Below are 15,834 nucleotides of genomic sequence, written 5' to 3' on the forward strand. Positions count from 1 at the left end.
GAGAACCAGCATGCCAAAGCCGCAGCAAGGATTTACCTTAATCGAACTGATGGGCGCGCTAGCCATCGGCGTCCTGATGGTGATCGGCCTGAGCGCGATGATTGATCGCTCTCTGGATGACAGCAAGGGCCAGCAGGCAGCCTTGCATCAGGCCCAGGTGAGTGCCGCCGCGCTGAAATATATCAGCCAGAACTATGCTGCCTTGGCCGGCGCCGGCGGCGCCACCGCAAACAGCCCGCAGGCGGTCCCGGTATCGGCGCTGGTCACGCTCGGACTCTTGCCGGCCAGTTTCAATGCCAGCAACGCCTACGGCCAGACGCCTTGCCTGCTGGTTTTACAGTCGCAGCCGAATCGCCTGGATGCCTTGCTGGTGACAGAAGGCGGTACGGCCATCCCCGATAAGGAGATCGCCTATATAGCCAGTAACACAGGCCAGGGGGGCGGCTATATCACCAGCGACACGCCGGCCCAGGCCCGCGGCGCATTCGGGTCCTGGAGCCTGGGTGCCTCCAGGGCGCCGGCGCTCAGCACATATCTGAGTAAAAATTGCTCCGGCGCTATAGCTGCCAGGGGACACTTGGCGACCGCGATTTTCTACGACGGCCCCGGCCAGCTCTCGACCGACTTCGTGTATCGCAATACGGTGGTCAATCATCCTGAACTGAACCAGATGACCACTGCGCTCGGCATGCGAAAAGTGGTAAGGGAAGACAGTTCCGATGCACTCTGTTCCAGCGCCGACGCCAGCAGCAACGGCCGCATCGCGGTCGACGCCGGCGGTGTGGTGCTGAGCTGCCAGAGCGGTATCTGGCGGCGGCACGGCGCCGGCTCATGGAAGGAGCCGGTAGCCACCTTTGCCGACCTGCCGCCCGCCACCGCCGGCAACCAGCTCGGCGACGTGCGCATGGTGACCGCATTGCACCTCGCGTTCATGTGGGACAACGGCGCCTGGTGTCCGCTGGCGGTGGACCAAGACGGCAACCTCAACGTGCCGGGCAACATGAAAGCGCAAACCGTGCAAATGACGCAGGTGGTCAATGCCGGTACGCGCTGCGAACAGAACGGCGTCATGGCGATCGATGCCAGCGGCATGGGAATCTCCTGCCAGTCAGGCATCTGGCGCAAATTTGCGGAAAGCAAGATCGTTACGCCGGCAATCTGGAGCTTCAGCTTCAAGCAAGCGCCGTCCGACGGCAATTATGAGCAGGCTTTCGACCTCACCACGCTGGGCGGCAGCCGTCCCCTGTTCATCAGCGGCGCCAACCGCTGCAAGTCCTACGACGTCAACGAGGCGTCCACCTTCATCGAGTACCTGGATGCCGATGGCGTGTCCCTGGGTTACGCCGGCGGCTGTGTCAGCCTCAGCAATAATGTGACCGGCTTTGCGCCGGCGCCGGACTACGGCCAGCATTATTGTAAGAGCGACACCTACCCCACCGACGACTGTGTGCCGAAAAGGCAGAATATCCGTGTCATGGCCGGCAATTACATGGCCTTGCAGAAAATCCCGGAAAACGCGAAGTATCTGCATATCAGCATGAAATCCAGAGGCAGCAGCGGCAACTACACGCAATTGACAGCCTATGTTTTCAACAGCATTTAGGCCGATGGCGGCAGTGGCCTTGCTGAGCTTGCTGTTGCCGGCATTGCCGGCGGCGGCTTGCTGGCGCGAAGCCGCTGCCAGATACGGCGTCAACGCCGATTTACTGTACGCGATAGCAAAGACCGAATCCAGTCTTAATCCGCAGGCGCTCAATCGCAACCGGGATGGGTCTTACGATGTCGGGCTGATGCAGATCAACAGCCGCTGGCTGCCAACCTTGCGCCAATACGGGGTCGATGAGAAACGGCTGTACGATCCCTGCGTCAGTATCCAGGTCGGGGCCTGGATATTGGCGCAAAACATGCGCCGGCTGGGCAATTCCTGGGATGCGGTGGGGGCTTACAACTCGGGTAATCCGGCCTTGGGCTTGCGATACGCACTGCGGGTCTATCGCAATATCGCGCCGGAGATTCTGGCGGATCGGGCGCATCAGTTGAGCACGGAAAAATAATGGCACAAAATTTCTCAGGTTTTTTTGAGGAAATCATTTAACTCGGTTTGATATTCTTTCTTGTTGACTGATGAATTCCTTTACCGATCCGCATGTTTCAAGGGACGCGTAACCGTTGGTCGATGCAGCATCCAGGCGCAAGCTTACAGCGGCGCTGGCTGGCAGTGTGCTGCCCATGGTTCCGGTTGTGGCAAGAAAGGTATCTGCACGCAATTTAGTCGAACATGAAGATTTTCCTATCCAGTGCATAGATTGGGCCGGATATTCTCTTCCGGCCCACTGTTGCGGCATTGCGATCTGTGATCAATCGGGGAGTGTTTTCGCCGCAATGTTTTTTGTACTGCTCGCAGTCGCGGCGATCTTAAAAGCCGGAGCCTTTTTTTCCACCATCGCCGACAGCAAGGCCAGTTCGTCCGGCAGCATCACGCCATCGCTGATCTTGTCGTTGATAGCCGCGATCTTGTTCTGCATGCTGTCGCCGTCGAGCGATGATCTATCTTCTGTAAATATTTCCTTAATGAATTCCTCTACTGTTTTTCCGGTTGTCAATGCTTCTGCTTTTGCGGTTGCCAATGCATCCAATTTTTTGTGCCCATTGTCTAAAATTAGCTCTTGCACCTTCTGGTTCCGAACGATTTCATGTTCGGCATCGTGATATCCGGTTCTTTGCTGGGTGACCAGGCGATTATAGGGAATGCGGCCCTGCCACGATCCATGACGTTCCGGGGTAAACATATCCTCGTGTTCCAGGTAAATCACGTTATGCCCAAACAAGGCCAGTGGCTCCAGGGCGCCGCTGCGAATGCCGATCAATGCCGGACTTTTTACCTTTTGCAGCAGGGTATCAACAAAATACCATTGATGTTCTCTTTCCTTCAATTGCCCATGATCGGCCCAGAATTTTCCGATATCCGGTGTCTCCTTGGTCTGATATGGATGCCGATTTTCCGTTTTTTTTCCGGCCACTTCATTCTTGAAACCATCGGCAATATAAAAGCAATCTATGCCTTTTTTGCCCTTTTCGTCGCTCTTTCCGCTGCTTTTACCCGCGCTTTTCAAGGCGTCGCGAATCTGCTCAAACATGATGGGATTTGAAATGGCTTCGGCTTCGCGTGCATTTGCATTGGGCCTGTTGGCCACCCATAGCGCCACCGAATTATCTTTTATATTGTTGTCTTTGATGTAGCTATCGACGATCTTATCGATGGCGCTTCTGGTTTCCGGCGCGATCATGTTAGCGACTTTTGCGCGCATTTCTGCGCTTTTTTCTGTCAGAACATTGCCTTTCGAGAAGTCGTCGCCCCAGTGTTTTGCCATTACTGCCGTTGAAATCGAGATATGGAACATATGCTCGTTTTGGGCGCCTGAAGTCAAAGGCGAAGCGTCGCCTTCGACTTTCTGAAATTTCTGCCGCGCGGCCGGATCATTCAGGCTTTCGCGCGCACTTTTCAAATTATCCGTTTTCGATTCGCCTTTGAAACTGACCAGAGAGACCCTGCTACCGGGGGCGCTGACCCCGTTTGCGGCCAGAGATTTTTTCACCGATTCCAAAGCTTCCCTGGCATGCTTTTCCTGAGTTTCGTCACCTTCCTGGAAAGCTATGGTCAGCTTCAAGCGCGGTTCAATCAGCATGCTCAAGGTTGCGGTATAACGATCTCCTGTTGCATAACCAGGCAGGAAAGTATGGATTGGAGCGTCCTCCGGCAGCTTATCCCATGCGGCTTTATCCCGTGGATGCGGGTATAGCGCACCTACCCCGCTTTCTATATTGCGCTGCTGGCGAGCCTGGACTGCCGATGTGGAATTTCCCCCTATCTGCGTTGCCAGCAATTTTCCACGCACGTGTGCCTCCGACACCATGACACGCGTGATGTCTCTGTTTACAGATTCGATGATGCAGTCCTGTTTTTCTTTATGAGCATCGACATCGCTTGTAGTGTTGCTGGAAGCAGTGGGGGTGTTGCCTGCCATGGGGCTCTGTTGACGGATCTGAGATCCGTTGGCGCTCGATATCATGATATTGCCATTACCTTTCTGCATGTGTGCAAAGCATCATTCGCTACATGCATCGATGTATTCCTGGTGCGCCGGGTGGCCGCAGCTACGGGCGATACATATCATGAGTGGGAGTTGCGGGTAATTAGTTGCATCGCCTGTTGTCATGCGGAAAAAACGGCGCCGGCATGCGCCTTGCGCGGCCGTGGGCGCAAGCGAACGTTGCGGAAATGCGAGAATGGCTGACGAAACTATCTGGCGTATCGATAGGTTACGGTCGTTGCCTGGAGCCTGCCGTCATTGCGTGGCGGTGATCAGGCGTGCTTGCTGGCGCAGCACGATTTCGCTGCGGGCGGCGCTATCCAGCGGCGCCGAGATTGCTTGCTGCGGGGATCGGGCAATTGCGGCAGCCGGTGGCTTGTCAAGGTTGACGCCGTGATTTTCCTGGATCGTCATTGCGGCATGCAGCATTGTCGTCCTGGCCCGCGCATTGGCACTTCCCGCATTCAACTGCAGGGCGCGGTCATAGGCCTGGCCTGCCAGTTTTAGGTAAACGTCGCCCAGGTTTTCATGGGCGACTTCGTAGGCCGGATTGTTGCGTAGTGCATTCTCAAGCGCGTCGCGGGCATCCTGGTAGTCGCCGCGGCCGGCATACAGCGCGGCCAGGTTGTTGTAGGGTTCCGGCAAAGAGGGAAAATCACGGGTCATCTCCGCAAATGCGGCAATGGCGTCCGCCGTCCGTTCCTGCGCCGCCAGGATCAGCCCCTTCATGAACATCATCCGGGCCGCGCGCGGGTGCTGGGCGAGGTAGTTGTCCGCTCCGCTCAAGGCTTCCGCATAGCGCTGGCCACGGAACAGTGCATCGACCGCAGTCATGTCATCCGCGCAGGCAGGCGCGGCGCATAAAACAGTCAGGCAGATCGACGCGAATGCACTGCGTGCTGATGCGGTGTAGGATCTCATGGTTGCACCTTTCGGAAACGGATAAGCATGGCGACGGACTAGCGCTTGCTGTTGATCATTTCGTGCAGCTCCATGCGGTTATGCGCGGCGCGCATCGCATCCTTGGCCGAAATCGCTTTCTTGCTGACTAGCTGCAACAGATCGTCGTTCAGGCTGCGCGACATATTGTCTTCGCGCCGCTTGATGAAGTCGGTGATCAAATGAAGCTTGCCTGGATCGACAATCAGCGCTGCAATCTGCTGGTTGTTGTTGAAGATCATTTCGCTGGCCAGCACGAAGGTTTCGCCGCCTTCGGCCGGAATCAGGCTCTGGCAAATCACGCCGATCAGCGAATTGGCTAGCGCCGCGGCGCGCTGTTCGCGCTGTTCCGGCGCGAAGAAGGCCAGCAGCTTGGTGATTGCGCTGAGAGCGCTGTTGGTATGCATGGTGGCCAGCACCAGATGGCCGGATTCGCCGGCGTGCAGCACCGTGTCGGCGGTTTCAAAATCGCGGATCTCGCCGACCATCAGGACGTCTGGCTTTTGCCGCAGCGCTTCGCGCAGGCCGGATGAAAAACTGGGAGTATCAGTCGGCACTTCCTTTTGCGACACGATAGACAGCTTGCGTTCCAGCTCATATTCGATCGGCTGCTCGATGGTGATGATGTGGCAGCTGCGATGGGTGTTGACGTAGTCCAGCATGGAAGCGATCGTTGTCGTCTTGCCGGAGCCGGTGGGGCCGGTGACCAGGATGATGCCCTTGCTGGCTTCCAGCATGGTCCTGACGTACTGCGGCAAACCGGTCTGATCCAGCGGGATCGGATGCAGCGGCAGGCGGCGGATCGAAATCGCGATTTTTTCGGCTGCGTTCATGCGATAGACATTGCAGCGCAACCGGCACTGGGTCAGCACAAAAGGGCGGTCCAGCGCACCTTCCAGCACCTTGTCTTCCCAATCTTCATCGATCGCCTTGAGCACCGGGCGCATGTCTTCGATCACCACCGGTTCGCTGTTGATCTCTTGCCAGCCGCGCGGCGTCTTGATCATCATGGGTGCGTCTTGTTCGATATGAATATCGGTGAAAGTCTTCCCACTGTTTACCAGATCGAGAATTTCATAAATCAAATCGCGGGATAGGAAAGAATCGTTGTTCATGAATACTCTCAAGTAAAAAAATAGCGTCAAGAATAGCACTGTCAACAGCTACCTGCATGTAGCAAGCGCCATAAGAAATACCTGTTTTTTACCTGTCGGCCGGCAAAAATATGATGTCCATGAACCGGATTGTAAAGATAGATTGCCGCACCGTGTCTCAACAAATATTACGCGCTCGCGCAAATCACAATTGTCGATGAATGATTGCGAATTTAGCTTGAAGTTTTACAATTTGTTGCTGTAAAGTATTGCTGTTTTGTCTCTGTCCTCATCCGGAAAGCGGTCGCGCCGGAGTGAGTCATGCCGTCTTTCTCTTCTGAGTAAATGTATGCCGCGCACGTCAATATTCTCTACCTGGAAAATTCAATATCAACCTGGAGCGATGGCCGCAGTTGACTCTCGAAAGCGGATCGCGAGCGCCGCCGGCTGGCCGCAGAAAGGCATCTCGCCAAGCATAGTTTTCTGCGCCGTAAAGAGGAGCGTCTTGTGAGGATTGCATGTTGTGTACGCGATGAACAGGGCTTCATCCACCTGCAGGCAATCCTGGCGAAAGCCGGTTTCGATTGCGAACGATTTTTATCGGAAATCCTGCTGCTGCGCGCGTTGCGCCGCAATGCTTTCGATTTGATCCTGGTCGACCTCAGCGGCGGGCAGCCGGATCGCGAGAGTCTGCTGTCATGGCTCAATTGCCGCGCGGATGAACAGACGCCGGTGATTTTTCTGTCCCCCGCCGTCAGCGCCGAACAGCTGGCATTTTCGCTGGATGCAGGAGCGGACGACTTCGTCGAAAAGCCGTTCGAGGCGATTGTGCTGGTGGCGCGCATCCATGCGCTGCTCAGGCGCAGTAACCGGAAAAATGTTCGCAGCACCATTGAGTTACTCGATTTTGCGCTGGACCGCGGCGCCAGCAGCCTGCATGACAAGGGCGTGGCAGTGGAGCTGACGCCGCGCGAGTTCACCATGGCCTGGCTGTTTTTCTCGACGCCTGGAAAATATATTTCACGCGAAGCAATCAGCACCGCAATCTGGGGCGTGGACAGTGAAATTGCCGGCCGCACCATTGAACAGCACATCTATAAACTACGTAAGAAACTCAATCTTGGCAGTGAACGCGGCGTCATGATCCGTACCGCGTACACCCAGGGCTATCGACTGGAACTGCGGGAATGAACTCCGCTGGGTTCAACGTCCGCGACTCTGGCCTCATCGTTCGACGATAGCCGCATCGGCAAATCGCGACATTCTCAAAATTGCTCTTGAAACGCAAAATCGGCGCCTTGCTAGCTTACCATGCATACCAGGCGATTGATCAAGGACACGAGAATGAGCAATGTGAATTTAATTTCCGGTGCGCCGCAGCCGCAGCATGCTGAACGGGTCCGTCCGGCGGGCGATTTGAGCGACGGCGCGCTGAGCCATCCGCGTCGATTTTTAGAACCGGGAAAACCGCGCCGCCGCACGTTTGCGATCTGCATCGATACGCCGGTTCTGCTGGCGCGCATCAGGCGTATCGCTACCACGCTGTTTGTCAGCCTGCGCGAGCTGGATCCGGAAAACGTCGCCGCCGCCATCATTCAGGAACCGAGCCTGACAGTGCTGCTTGGCCTGGAGAACAGCTGCTTCCTGGATGTGGCGCGGCAATGCCATGAACGTGCGCTTGATACCCAGGACAGCCTGATCCGGCTGGTGGATGGCGCCGATTATGGCGCTTGCGTTGAGACTGCGTCGATCTGCCTGGCTGTCAACACGCCGAAGAGTGACTTGCGTTTCCGCGAACTGTTGGCGAAATTCTGTGAACCTGGCTTTGCCGACCATGTATTTATTCCGCAAAGCGAGTTGCCTGCTGCCGACGCAAAAGGGGAGCAGCATATTGCCGATATCGATCATGAGGTCTATGCGTTGGCGCGAAAAATAGCCGCCACCGACGTCGACATCGTACTGCTTGGTGAAACCGGCACCGGCAAAGACTGGCTGGCGCGCTATATCCACCAGCAATCCGGCAGCCAGGGGCCGTTCATGGCGATCAACTGTGCGGCGATTCCGGAGGCCCTGGCGGAAGCCGAATTGTTCGGTGTCGAAGTAGGCGCCTTCACCGGCGCTACAAAATCCCGCGCCGGGCGGATTGAAGCGGCGCGCGACGGCGTCTTGTACCTGGATGAAATCGACAGCATGCCGCTGACACTGCAGGCCAAGCTATTGAGGGCGCTGCAGGACCGCGGAGTGGAGCGGGTCGGATCGACGGTGTTCAGGGCGTGCAATTTCAGGGTCATCGTCTCGACTAAAGTGTCGCTGGCGAAGCTGGTGGAACAAGGGAAGTTCAGGGCGGATTTACACTACCGCTTGAGCGTGGTGGAACTGCAGCTGCCGGTGCTGCGTTCGCAGCCGGCGCGCCTGCTGTCTTTGTTCTGGCGTTGCGCTGCTGAAGCCGCCAGGCGTTTCAACACGCGCCTTGCCGCCAGCTCGCGCACAGCTTTGGAGGCGCAGATACTGGCTCACCGCTGGGACGGCAATATCCGTGAATTGCGCGCGGCGGCGCAACGCTTCGCATTGGGGTTCCAGCCTCTGCCCGATACCGGAGATGCGCTTGACAGGCGCTCTTTGAAGGAAGTATTGCTGCAGTATGAACGGAGCTTGCTGGAATCGACCATGTTGCGTTGCGATAGCAATGTCGCGCGTGCCTCGAAAGAATTGCATATCGAACCGCATGTGCTGTACTACAAATTGAAAATCCTGGGTATTCAGTCGGGTACAGCTACGGAGAAGGACGGTGCCTCGCTTGTAGTGAAAGAGTCTGATGGCGGCCCCAGGAAGAAGAAAATCATGGCTCCTGTGCGGCCGGCCGATAGCGACAGCTGCAAGCAGCTTGCCGCAGGATAGTTGCGCCTGAAATCCCACCCCGTCCTGCGCCGACGCAACGCGGCAGGGCGACAGGCATAGATTGCCGCCGATGGAACTGCTGACAGCCAATCCCCACTCATCGATATGCCACGTGAAGCGGCCACCCGGAGCCTTCGTCATGGCGATCCAAGCCAGGTCGTGAGCACGACGGGCTCCAATAGAACGTCGTATAACACTTCCAAGGAGAGGGTATGAACTTGCCAGTCAATAGTTCAGCGAATGTATTGAGCAGCACCAACAAGCAAAGCAATGTGCAGCTGGAGTTGCCGCCGTCCGACAGTGCCGATGCGGCCCAGTTCGCTGCGGCGCTGGCGCAGCATGCCAAACCGAATGCCGTGCTCAACTCGGCGATACACAGCAACAGCCGGGTATCGCTGGGCGACAAGATCATGGGGCGCGCCGGTGAACTGGCAGGCGATTTGAAGGCCGACCAGGCACACGTGTCGCAAATGCTGGATCAAGCCACCCGGGTCGGCGATTCCGCTTCGCTGATGAAGGCGATGCTGGCATTGAGCGATTACCAGATGCGGGTCCAGTTCGTATCGAAAACGGTATCCAAGGCGACTTCATCGCTCGACCAGCTGACGCGCCTGCAGTGATGGCCATCACCACTTATCTTCTGCAGCGCATAAAGATCAGCGCTGGCACGGTGCGGCGTAGCGGTGCGCGATTTCTGGCCTTGCTGCTGATGCTCGGCATGTGCGCCTGCAGCGAGAAAGTGAGCTTGCAGAGCGGCCTGAATGACGCCGACGCCAACGAAATCGTCATGCTGCTGAATCGCCAGGGCATGGATGCCCAGAAACTGAGCGGCAAGGCTGGCGTCACGGTGATGATCAAGGATGGCGACATCTCGCGCGCTACCGCGGCGATGCAGGCTGCCGGCTTGCCGAAGCGAAGCCTCGCCCAGCTAGGCGATGTATTCAAGAAGGAAGGCATGATCTCAACCCCGTTGGAAGAGCGGATTCGCTATATCCACGGCTTGTCGCAGGAGCTGGAATATACCTTGCAGCAGTTCGACAATGTGGTCACGGCGCGGGTGCATGTGGTCCTGCCGGAACGGGTAGCCCCGGGCGAACCGATACAGCCGTCCTCGGCCGCGGTTTTCATCAAGCACCGCGAGCCATTCGATGAAGACATGCTGTTGCCGCGCATACGCAATCTGGTGGCTTCCAGCATTCCAGGACTGTCCGGCGAGGACGGGCGCGCCAAGGTGTCGGTCGTGCTGATTCCTGCCGAACCCGCCGCTGCCGGCGTCGAATGGCAGATGGTTGGCCCGTTCCAGGTTGTCGCTGATTCTGCACCAGCCTTGCGAAATCTGATTGCCGGTCTGGCGAGCCTGGCGTTGCTTAGTCTCTTGCTAGTGCTGGCTTTGCTGCTGCTGCGCAAGCGCAAGATCGCGAACTGGATCGTGGCGCGCATGCCCAAGCTGGCCTTCTTGGTGCATCCATGAGCCCCGCCTTGGCGGCTTGTCAAAAAATGAACGGAAGGGGTGCCAATGTTCACGCCAGCATTCCTTGATTGGTGGTTTTCGCCATGGTCTTATGGCGCGTACGGCAAGGGAATCGCGCTGTTGCCCGCAGCGACCGGCGCGCTGGGACAGCGCGATGGCTATCGGCTATGGTGCTGCCAGGCTGGCGTTGCTCCAGACTTTCCGGCGCTGTGCGAACCCGGTTGGAGCATTGCGGCCAGCACAGACGGCGGCCAGCTGGCATTGACCGCGCAACTTTTTTCCGGATTGATTGCAGCACGCAACCACGATCAGGACGAGTTGTCTGCATTGCCATTTCCCGATCGAAAATGGTGTATTTCGACGGCTGCAATCCAGCCTTTGCAACAATATCCGGGTGTGGCGTTGGCCGGCGTGCCGCTGCCGACGCGCGGCCTTTATCAACTGGCGGCACACCTGACGCAAGGCTTTCCGGGCATGTGGCCGCGTTTGCGTAGCTTGCTGGAGCCGGTTGCGGCTGAAACAGTCGACCGCATCCTGCAAGATAGGCCTGGGCAAGAACTGGCGCAGCCGGCGCTGTCGGCGCGCGCGCAAAAATGCTGGCGCATCTGCCGGTTGCGCGCCGAAGCGAGCTTGACGGCGGCAATGCTCGGCCACCCACTTCCCATTCAGTGAGATTCCCATGCAATTTTGTGTTGAAGTGATTGATATCGCTAGCACGCTGCGCGCGGACGGCGGCGTGCTGAGCGCCGCCTCGTTGGCACTGACGAAAGATGCCAGCGTGGCCGCCGCGGTGTTGCTGAATGAGGCACGTGCACAGGCGCAGCTCCTGCGTGAACAAGCAGTGCTGGACGCACAGGCTGCGGTGCAGCAGCGCGAGCAGCAATCCTTGCGGGAAGTACAGGACCTATTGCAAGCGTTGGAACAAAGACACGCTGCAATGCTGGATGGCGTCCAGGATACCGTGCTCGAGCTTGCCGCCGGCCTGTTCGGACGCCTGGTGGCGGAGATGCCGCCGGCCGAACGCATCGCCGCCGCCCTGCAGCGCGTCCTGGCCGAAGCGCCGCCCAAGCTGGTTGCGCCCGTTCTGCGTGTGCATCCGGAAGATCTTGCGCTACTGCCCGCGACCGCCTGGGATGTCAAACCGGATCCCCGTCTGTCCCGCGGCTGCTGCCGGCTGGAAGCAGATAGCGGGGAATGGTGCTGCAGCTTCGATGCTGCTGTCAGCGCACTGTCGACGGCGCTGAGCCACGCCGCCGCCATGCCGCCTGGCTGATAGGGTTGATCGAAGCGCCGGGCATAGAAATTCTACGGAATCCTTCCTGCCAAAGCGAACCGTCTCGCATGCAGCGCCACTCATCCATAGGTCGACCGCGTCAGCGTTCGCTTTATCTACTATCCTGAGAGGAGCATCATGTCGAGTATTGAAACGGTACCGGTACTGCGTCACCTGAGCAGCAAGCTGGATAGCTGCAACCAGCAGCTAGATGGCTATATGCAAGACCAGGCCAACGGCGCGCAGGTTGACGGCGCGGAATTCCTGAAGATGATTGAGCAGCGCACCGTGACCCAGCAGGCGATGGAGGCGCAGCTCAAGCTCAAGGAAAAGCCTCTGCGTACTGTTCTCAGCGATAACCATTGACGCCATGAGCGACGAACAATTGCAAGCGTGGCTAGCGCAGCTTCCTCTGGGCCAGGTGCTGGATATCGATGGCGAATCTATCTACCTAAAACTGCATGGCGATGGCGCCGAGCTGGGCGCGCTGCTGCTGCCGGCGCCGACCCCTCTCCAGGTGCGCAACGCCCTGCAGGCGGGTTTTTCAAATGCCCGCCTGTACGGCGCCGGGCTGGCCTATCAACGCAATGAAAACAAGCTGATGCTGATGCAATGGCTGCCTGGCGTATCTGCCTGGCAGGACGCAGCCGATCCGCTGGAGCAGCTGCTGGATCAGCTGGCAGGCTGGCGCGCCGCCGGCGTTTCGCAAAACGCTGCGCCGGCAGCAGTCGGCATTAATCCGGATGAGCGTCGTGTCCGCATGCAACTAACTGGAAGCCGATCATGATTTTACTAAATACCAAGCGACTGCTGATGTGGCCGCTGCTGGCCTTGCTGCTGTGCTGGAGCGACGGCGCCAGTGCTGCGGTGCCGGCGAGCTGGAAGGAGTCGGGTTTCGCCATCAACGCCAGCGGCATGACTTTGCGCCAGGTGCTCAATGAATTCGGCCTGGCCTACGGCGTGCATGTCGCGCTGAGCGCGCCTGGCGACGTCGTGCTGAAAGGACGCTTGCAGGGAGCTAACGGTTCTGAGTTCCTGGAGCGCCTGGCGCTCGCCAACCGGTTCCGCTGGTTTGTCTACAACGACAAGCTCAGCATCGTGCCGGGCGACGACAATACCTCGCTGCGGCTGGAAGTGGGTGAAGACGCTGTGCCGGACGCCAAGGCAGCGCTGCTCGGGCTCGGTCTGCTGGACAGCCGCTTCGGCTGGGGTGAAATCCCCGATGAAGGCGTGGTGGTGGTCAGCGGTCCGCGCGAATACGTCAACCTGGTGCGCGGCGTCCTGCTGCCTGAGGGAAAAAAAGCGCCGGTGCAAGGAAAGCAGGTCATGGTGTTCCGCTTGAAATATGCCAGCGCCACCGATCGCGTGATCAGCACCCGCGGCCAGCAGCAGACCGTGCCGGGGATTAAGACCATCCTGTCCGGCCTGCTGACCAACGACAACCAGCGCGTCGGCCGCGAAAGCGAGAAATTCGACCTGCACGGAAAGAATCGCTCTTATCAGGCCAAGATGGGCGCCGGCGCTGCTACCGAAGTGGCTTCCAGCAACGGCGGTGAACAAGGCGAGGTCCAGCGCAACGGCAGTGGCATGAACAAGGCCGGCAGGCGGCCGGCACGGGATGAAGACGATGAGCAGGACGAGGACGGCAAAGCTCGTAACCGACCGAGGAATTCCGCGCCGCGCATCGACGCCGATCCCTCGCTCAACGCCATCATCATCTACGATACGGGCAGCAAGCGCGAGATGTACAAAAACCTGATCGCAGAGCTGGACATCGAGCCGCAGCAGGTAGAGATCGAAGCCGTGATCGTCGACATCGACCGTAGCAAGCTGGCGGCGATGGGGGCGGAATGGGGCTTCTCTCTGGGCGCGGTAAGCGCCACCATCAACGGCAGCGCCGGCGACTCCAAGGGCGTTGAGACGCCGATTGCCGGTTCGACGCTGTTGATACGGAACGCGGCGAATTTCTATGCCCGCCTGAACGCCATGGAAGGCGCCGGCGAGGCGCATGTACTGGCCAAGCCGACCGTGATGACGCTGGAAAACGTCGCGGCAGTGCTGGACCTCAGCCAGACCGTCTATATCCCGCTGACCGGCGAGCGGGTCGCCGACCTGGCCGATATCACCGCCGGCACCATGCTCAAGGTCTTGCCGCGCATCGTGCGCGAAGGCGACCGGGTGCGAGTGCGGCTGGACGTGGATATCGAAGACGGATCGCTGTCGCAGTCGTCGGCCAGGCCCAACGCGACACGTACCACCGTGACCACCCAGGCCATCATCGACCAGCAGCAGACCTTGATGATAGGCGGCTACCATTCAGATTCGAAGAGCCTGGACAACAAGAAAATCCCCTTTCTTGGCGACATACCGGTGCTGGGCGCCTTGTTTAGTAACAATTCGAATTCGTCCAGCAATCGCGAGCGCCTGTTCCTGATCACGCCGCGCCTGATCGGGTCGGCCGGACTGCCGGCGGCGGCCAGGTCGGCAGCCGCTGAACAGGCCAGGCGGCTGGTGAGCGCCAGCAGCGAAGGGGGAGAGGCAGCTAAGGCGAAGCTGGCGCCGGTGTATGGCAAGGATGGCGGTATGCGGCTGCAGCTGTCTTCCGGTTTGAACTGCGGGCAATCGTGCGGACGTTGAGATAGGTTTTATTTCGGAAGGGGAAGCGGAGCATGTGCGAGCATGTTCCGTTTTTTTACGCGCAAGATTAGCTTCCTTTGTAGGCGGGGCTGTGCCCACGCGGATGGTTCTGAGCACGAAAATCCGCAACATCTGGTGGGTAAGATTTCCTGCCAACCCTACGAAACGCAAGCATTGATGCAGGCTTTTTTCAGTTAACGGGAAAAGGGGAAGAACGATCGTCGTCCTTCCCCTTGCTTCTTCAGAAAGCTGATGAACAGAGCGCCTTCACTCCTCTCTTGCGGTTGTGACTGTCAGCGGCCGATGATGTCGCTGGCGTCATTCCCGGGCTTTTTGTCCGCTAACAACTGTGATTTCGATTCCTCGTATGATTGCGACTGCGGCTGCGGCTCTGTTTTAAGCGCTGCGACGCCGGGAACCACACTCGAAAGCAAACTCGCGCCGAATTTCATTAATGCACCCATGTATTTCTCCTGATAATGAAAAATGAATCGTTTAGATGATTGAGCGTCGCCCTTTGCATCAATGGCTTGGCTTTATATAAGTGGATAACTGAGGCCAATTGTTCCATTTTTTGCGCATTTCCAGCTTGATGCGGTGGCAATGCAAGGGCAATAAAAAAGGAGTTTGACGCTGATCGTCAAACTCCTTTTTCACAGAGGTGAAAAGGCGGCAGCAGTGCTGCCGTCTTCCCACCGCATTACATCGCTTTAGATCTGCCCCATTGCTTCGGACTGCTTGGCATTACGTGCAGTCTGGGCATCCGCCTGTTTGGTTGCGATCGACAGCAAGGCTTGAGTACGACCTTGTTTTGCCATTGCACCGGATTGCGCCTCAGTTGCATCTGCATCTCCGGTTTGATCTGCAGCGATACCGGTAGTAATTTCGCTCGAACCAGCTGCGATGCCACGTCCAATTTTGTTACCCATATATTTCTCCTCGAAGTTAAAAAAATGATTAAGTAAATTGACCATCGCATGTTGTGTCGATAGCGCAGTCTTCCATAAGTGGATTGGCAGCGGAAGATGTTCCATTTTTCTTACATTTTTTTCCGTTGAATGCTGCCGCATAAAAGCTGGAACTGTATGGTCGTCCAGGTGACATATGAACAACCGCGATATGCCGCGGCCGGTATGAAATATCCGTCTATCTTGACCAGTGCATCACTTCAACCAAGGAAAACCATGACAGTCAATCTGCAGCAGTACAGCAATGCCAGCCAGGCGAATGATTTGGAGCAGTTGCGCAATGCCCAGAACGCGCAGCAGCAGTCGCAAAAAATCTCCAACCAGGCTACCGACGACGCCTTGTGGCGCATGGCGCAAAACAACGAGATGGCGAAGATCAAGGGCATGTCGAAACTGGCGGAAACGGCCAATCAGCTGGGTTCCTGAGCGAACACGGCAAGCAATCCCAGACCACCATGGCGGT

At 57.7% G+C, this 15,834-nt stretch carries 17 protein-coding genes; 12 read left to right on the forward strand and 5 right to left on the reverse strand.

The genetic code is table 11. From position 1 onward, the window contains the following. The first annotated feature begins 10 nt into the window (after positions 1–10). Both pilV and BCF11_RS13420 read left to right on the forward strand, forming a co-directional pair. Positions 11–1,603, forward strand: a complete 1,593-nt coding sequence (pilV, locus tag BCF11_RS13415; RefSeq protein ID WP_158229196.1) for a shufflon system plasmid conjugative transfer pilus tip adhesin PilV — start codon at positions 11–13, stop codon at positions 1,601–1,603. Further along, the gene (locus BCF11_RS13420) at positions 1,584–2,054 is read left to right on the forward strand and encodes a lytic transglycosylase domain-containing protein (RefSeq protein WP_098495166.1); all 471 of its coding nucleotides are present in this window, start codon (positions 1,584–1,586) and stop codon (positions 2,052–2,054) included. The genes pilV and BCF11_RS13420 overlap by 20 nt, the downstream gene beginning before the upstream one ends. A 303-nt stretch (positions 2,055–2,357) precedes the next feature. On the opposite strand, the gene BCF11_RS13425 is transcribed toward BCF11_RS13420, so the two are convergent. The 3 genes from BCF11_RS13425 to BCF11_RS13435 all read right to left on the reverse strand — a co-directional run bounded on the left by BCF11_RS13425 (position 2,358) and on the right by BCF11_RS13435 (position 6,145). Beyond that, a complete protein-coding gene (locus BCF11_RS13425; RefSeq protein WP_143751329.1) occupies positions 2,358–4,025 on the reverse strand; it encodes a hypothetical protein in 1,668 nt (555 codons plus the stop codon). A 321-nt stretch (positions 4,026–4,346) separates the two neighbouring features. Continuing rightward, positions 4,347–5,012 carry a tetratricopeptide repeat protein gene (locus tag BCF11_RS13430; protein WP_098495168.1) on the reverse strand — a complete coding sequence of 222 codons (666 nt, stop codon included), beginning with the start codon at positions 5,010–5,012 and terminating at the stop codon, positions 4,347–4,349. A 38-nt stretch (positions 5,013–5,050) separates the two neighbouring features. Further along, on the reverse strand, positions 5,051–6,145 hold the full coding sequence (locus tag BCF11_RS13435; RefSeq protein WP_098495169.1) for a type IV pilus twitching motility protein PilT: 1,095 nt from the start codon (positions 6,143–6,145) through the stop codon (positions 5,051–5,053). A gap of 486 nt (positions 6,146–6,631) precedes the next feature. On the opposite strand from BCF11_RS13435, the gene BCF11_RS13440 reads away from it, so the two are divergent. The 9 genes from BCF11_RS13440 to sctC all read left to right on the forward strand — a co-directional run bounded on the left by BCF11_RS13440 (position 6,632) and on the right by sctC (position 14,403). Continuing rightward, positions 6,632–7,315, forward strand: a complete 684-nt coding sequence (locus BCF11_RS13440; RefSeq protein ID WP_098495170.1) for a response regulator transcription factor — start codon at positions 6,632–6,634, stop codon at positions 7,313–7,315. A 153-nt stretch (positions 7,316–7,468) separates the two neighbouring features. Beyond that, complete coding sequence (locus BCF11_RS13445; RefSeq protein WP_158229197.1) at positions 7,469–9,022, forward strand: sigma 54-interacting transcriptional regulator; 1,554 nt, start codon at positions 7,469–7,471, stop codon at positions 9,020–9,022. Positions 9,023–9,234: 212 nt separating this feature from the next. Next, positions 9,235–9,642: an EscI/YscI/HrpB family type III secretion system inner rod protein gene (locus BCF11_RS13450; protein WP_098495172.1), complete on the forward strand. Its 408-nt coding sequence runs from the start codon at positions 9,235–9,237 to the stop codon at positions 9,640–9,642. Continuing rightward, entirely contained in the window at positions 9,642–10,493 is an 852-nt protein-coding gene (sctJ, locus tag BCF11_RS13455) for a type III secretion system inner membrane ring lipoprotein SctJ (RefSeq protein ID WP_098495173.1), read from the forward strand. The genes BCF11_RS13450 and sctJ overlap by 1 nt, the downstream gene beginning before the upstream one ends. Before the next feature lie 45 nt (positions 10,494–10,538). Next, entirely contained in the window at positions 10,539–11,165 is a 627-nt protein-coding gene (locus BCF11_RS13460) for a hypothetical protein (protein ID WP_098495174.1), read from the forward strand. 7 nt (positions 11,166–11,172) lie between these two features. Next, positions 11,173–11,766, forward strand: coding sequence for a FliH/SctL family protein (locus BCF11_RS13465; protein ID WP_098495175.1), 594 nt, complete (start codon positions 11,173–11,175; stop codon positions 11,764–11,766). A gap of 138 nt (positions 11,767–11,904) precedes the next feature. Continuing rightward, on the forward strand, positions 11,905–12,132 hold the full coding sequence (locus BCF11_RS13470) for a hypothetical protein (RefSeq protein ID WP_098495176.1): 228 nt from the start codon (positions 11,905–11,907) through the stop codon (positions 12,130–12,132). 4 nt (positions 12,133–12,136) lie between these two features. Then, complete coding sequence (locus BCF11_RS13475; protein ID WP_098495177.1) at positions 12,137–12,553, forward strand: hypothetical protein; 417 nt, start codon at positions 12,137–12,139, stop codon at positions 12,551–12,553. Continuing rightward, positions 12,550–14,403, forward strand: a complete 1,854-nt coding sequence (gene sctC, locus BCF11_RS13480) for a type III secretion system outer membrane ring subunit SctC (RefSeq protein ID WP_098495178.1) — start codon at positions 12,550–12,552, stop codon at positions 14,401–14,403. Before BCF11_RS13475 ends, sctC begins: the two co-directional genes overlap by 4 nt. 293 nt (positions 14,404–14,696) lie before the next feature. On the opposite strand, the gene BCF11_RS28000 is transcribed toward sctC, so the two are convergent. Together BCF11_RS28000 and BCF11_RS13485 are read right to left on the reverse strand one after the other, a co-directional pair. Further along, positions 14,697–14,867, reverse strand: coding sequence for a hypothetical protein (locus BCF11_RS28000; protein WP_158229198.1), 171 nt, complete (start codon positions 14,865–14,867; stop codon positions 14,697–14,699). A gap of 246 nt (positions 14,868–15,113) precedes the next feature. Continuing rightward, positions 15,114–15,437: a hypothetical protein gene (locus BCF11_RS13485; RefSeq protein WP_143751330.1), complete on the reverse strand. Its 324-nt coding sequence runs from the start codon at positions 15,435–15,437 to the stop codon at positions 15,114–15,116. A gap of 150 nt (positions 15,438–15,587) precedes the next feature. Between BCF11_RS13485 and BCF11_RS13490 the strand changes: the two genes are divergently transcribed. Continuing rightward, the gene (locus BCF11_RS13490) at positions 15,588–15,797 is read left to right on the forward strand and encodes a hypothetical protein (RefSeq protein ID WP_098495180.1); all 210 of its coding nucleotides are present in this window, start codon (positions 15,588–15,590) and stop codon (positions 15,795–15,797) included. Positions 15,798–15,834 lie beyond the last annotated feature (37 nt).

This window comes from Collimonas sp. PA-H2 (genome assembly GCF_002564105.1).
GTDB lineage: Bacteria > Pseudomonadota > Gammaproteobacteria > Burkholderiales > Burkholderiaceae_D > Collimonas.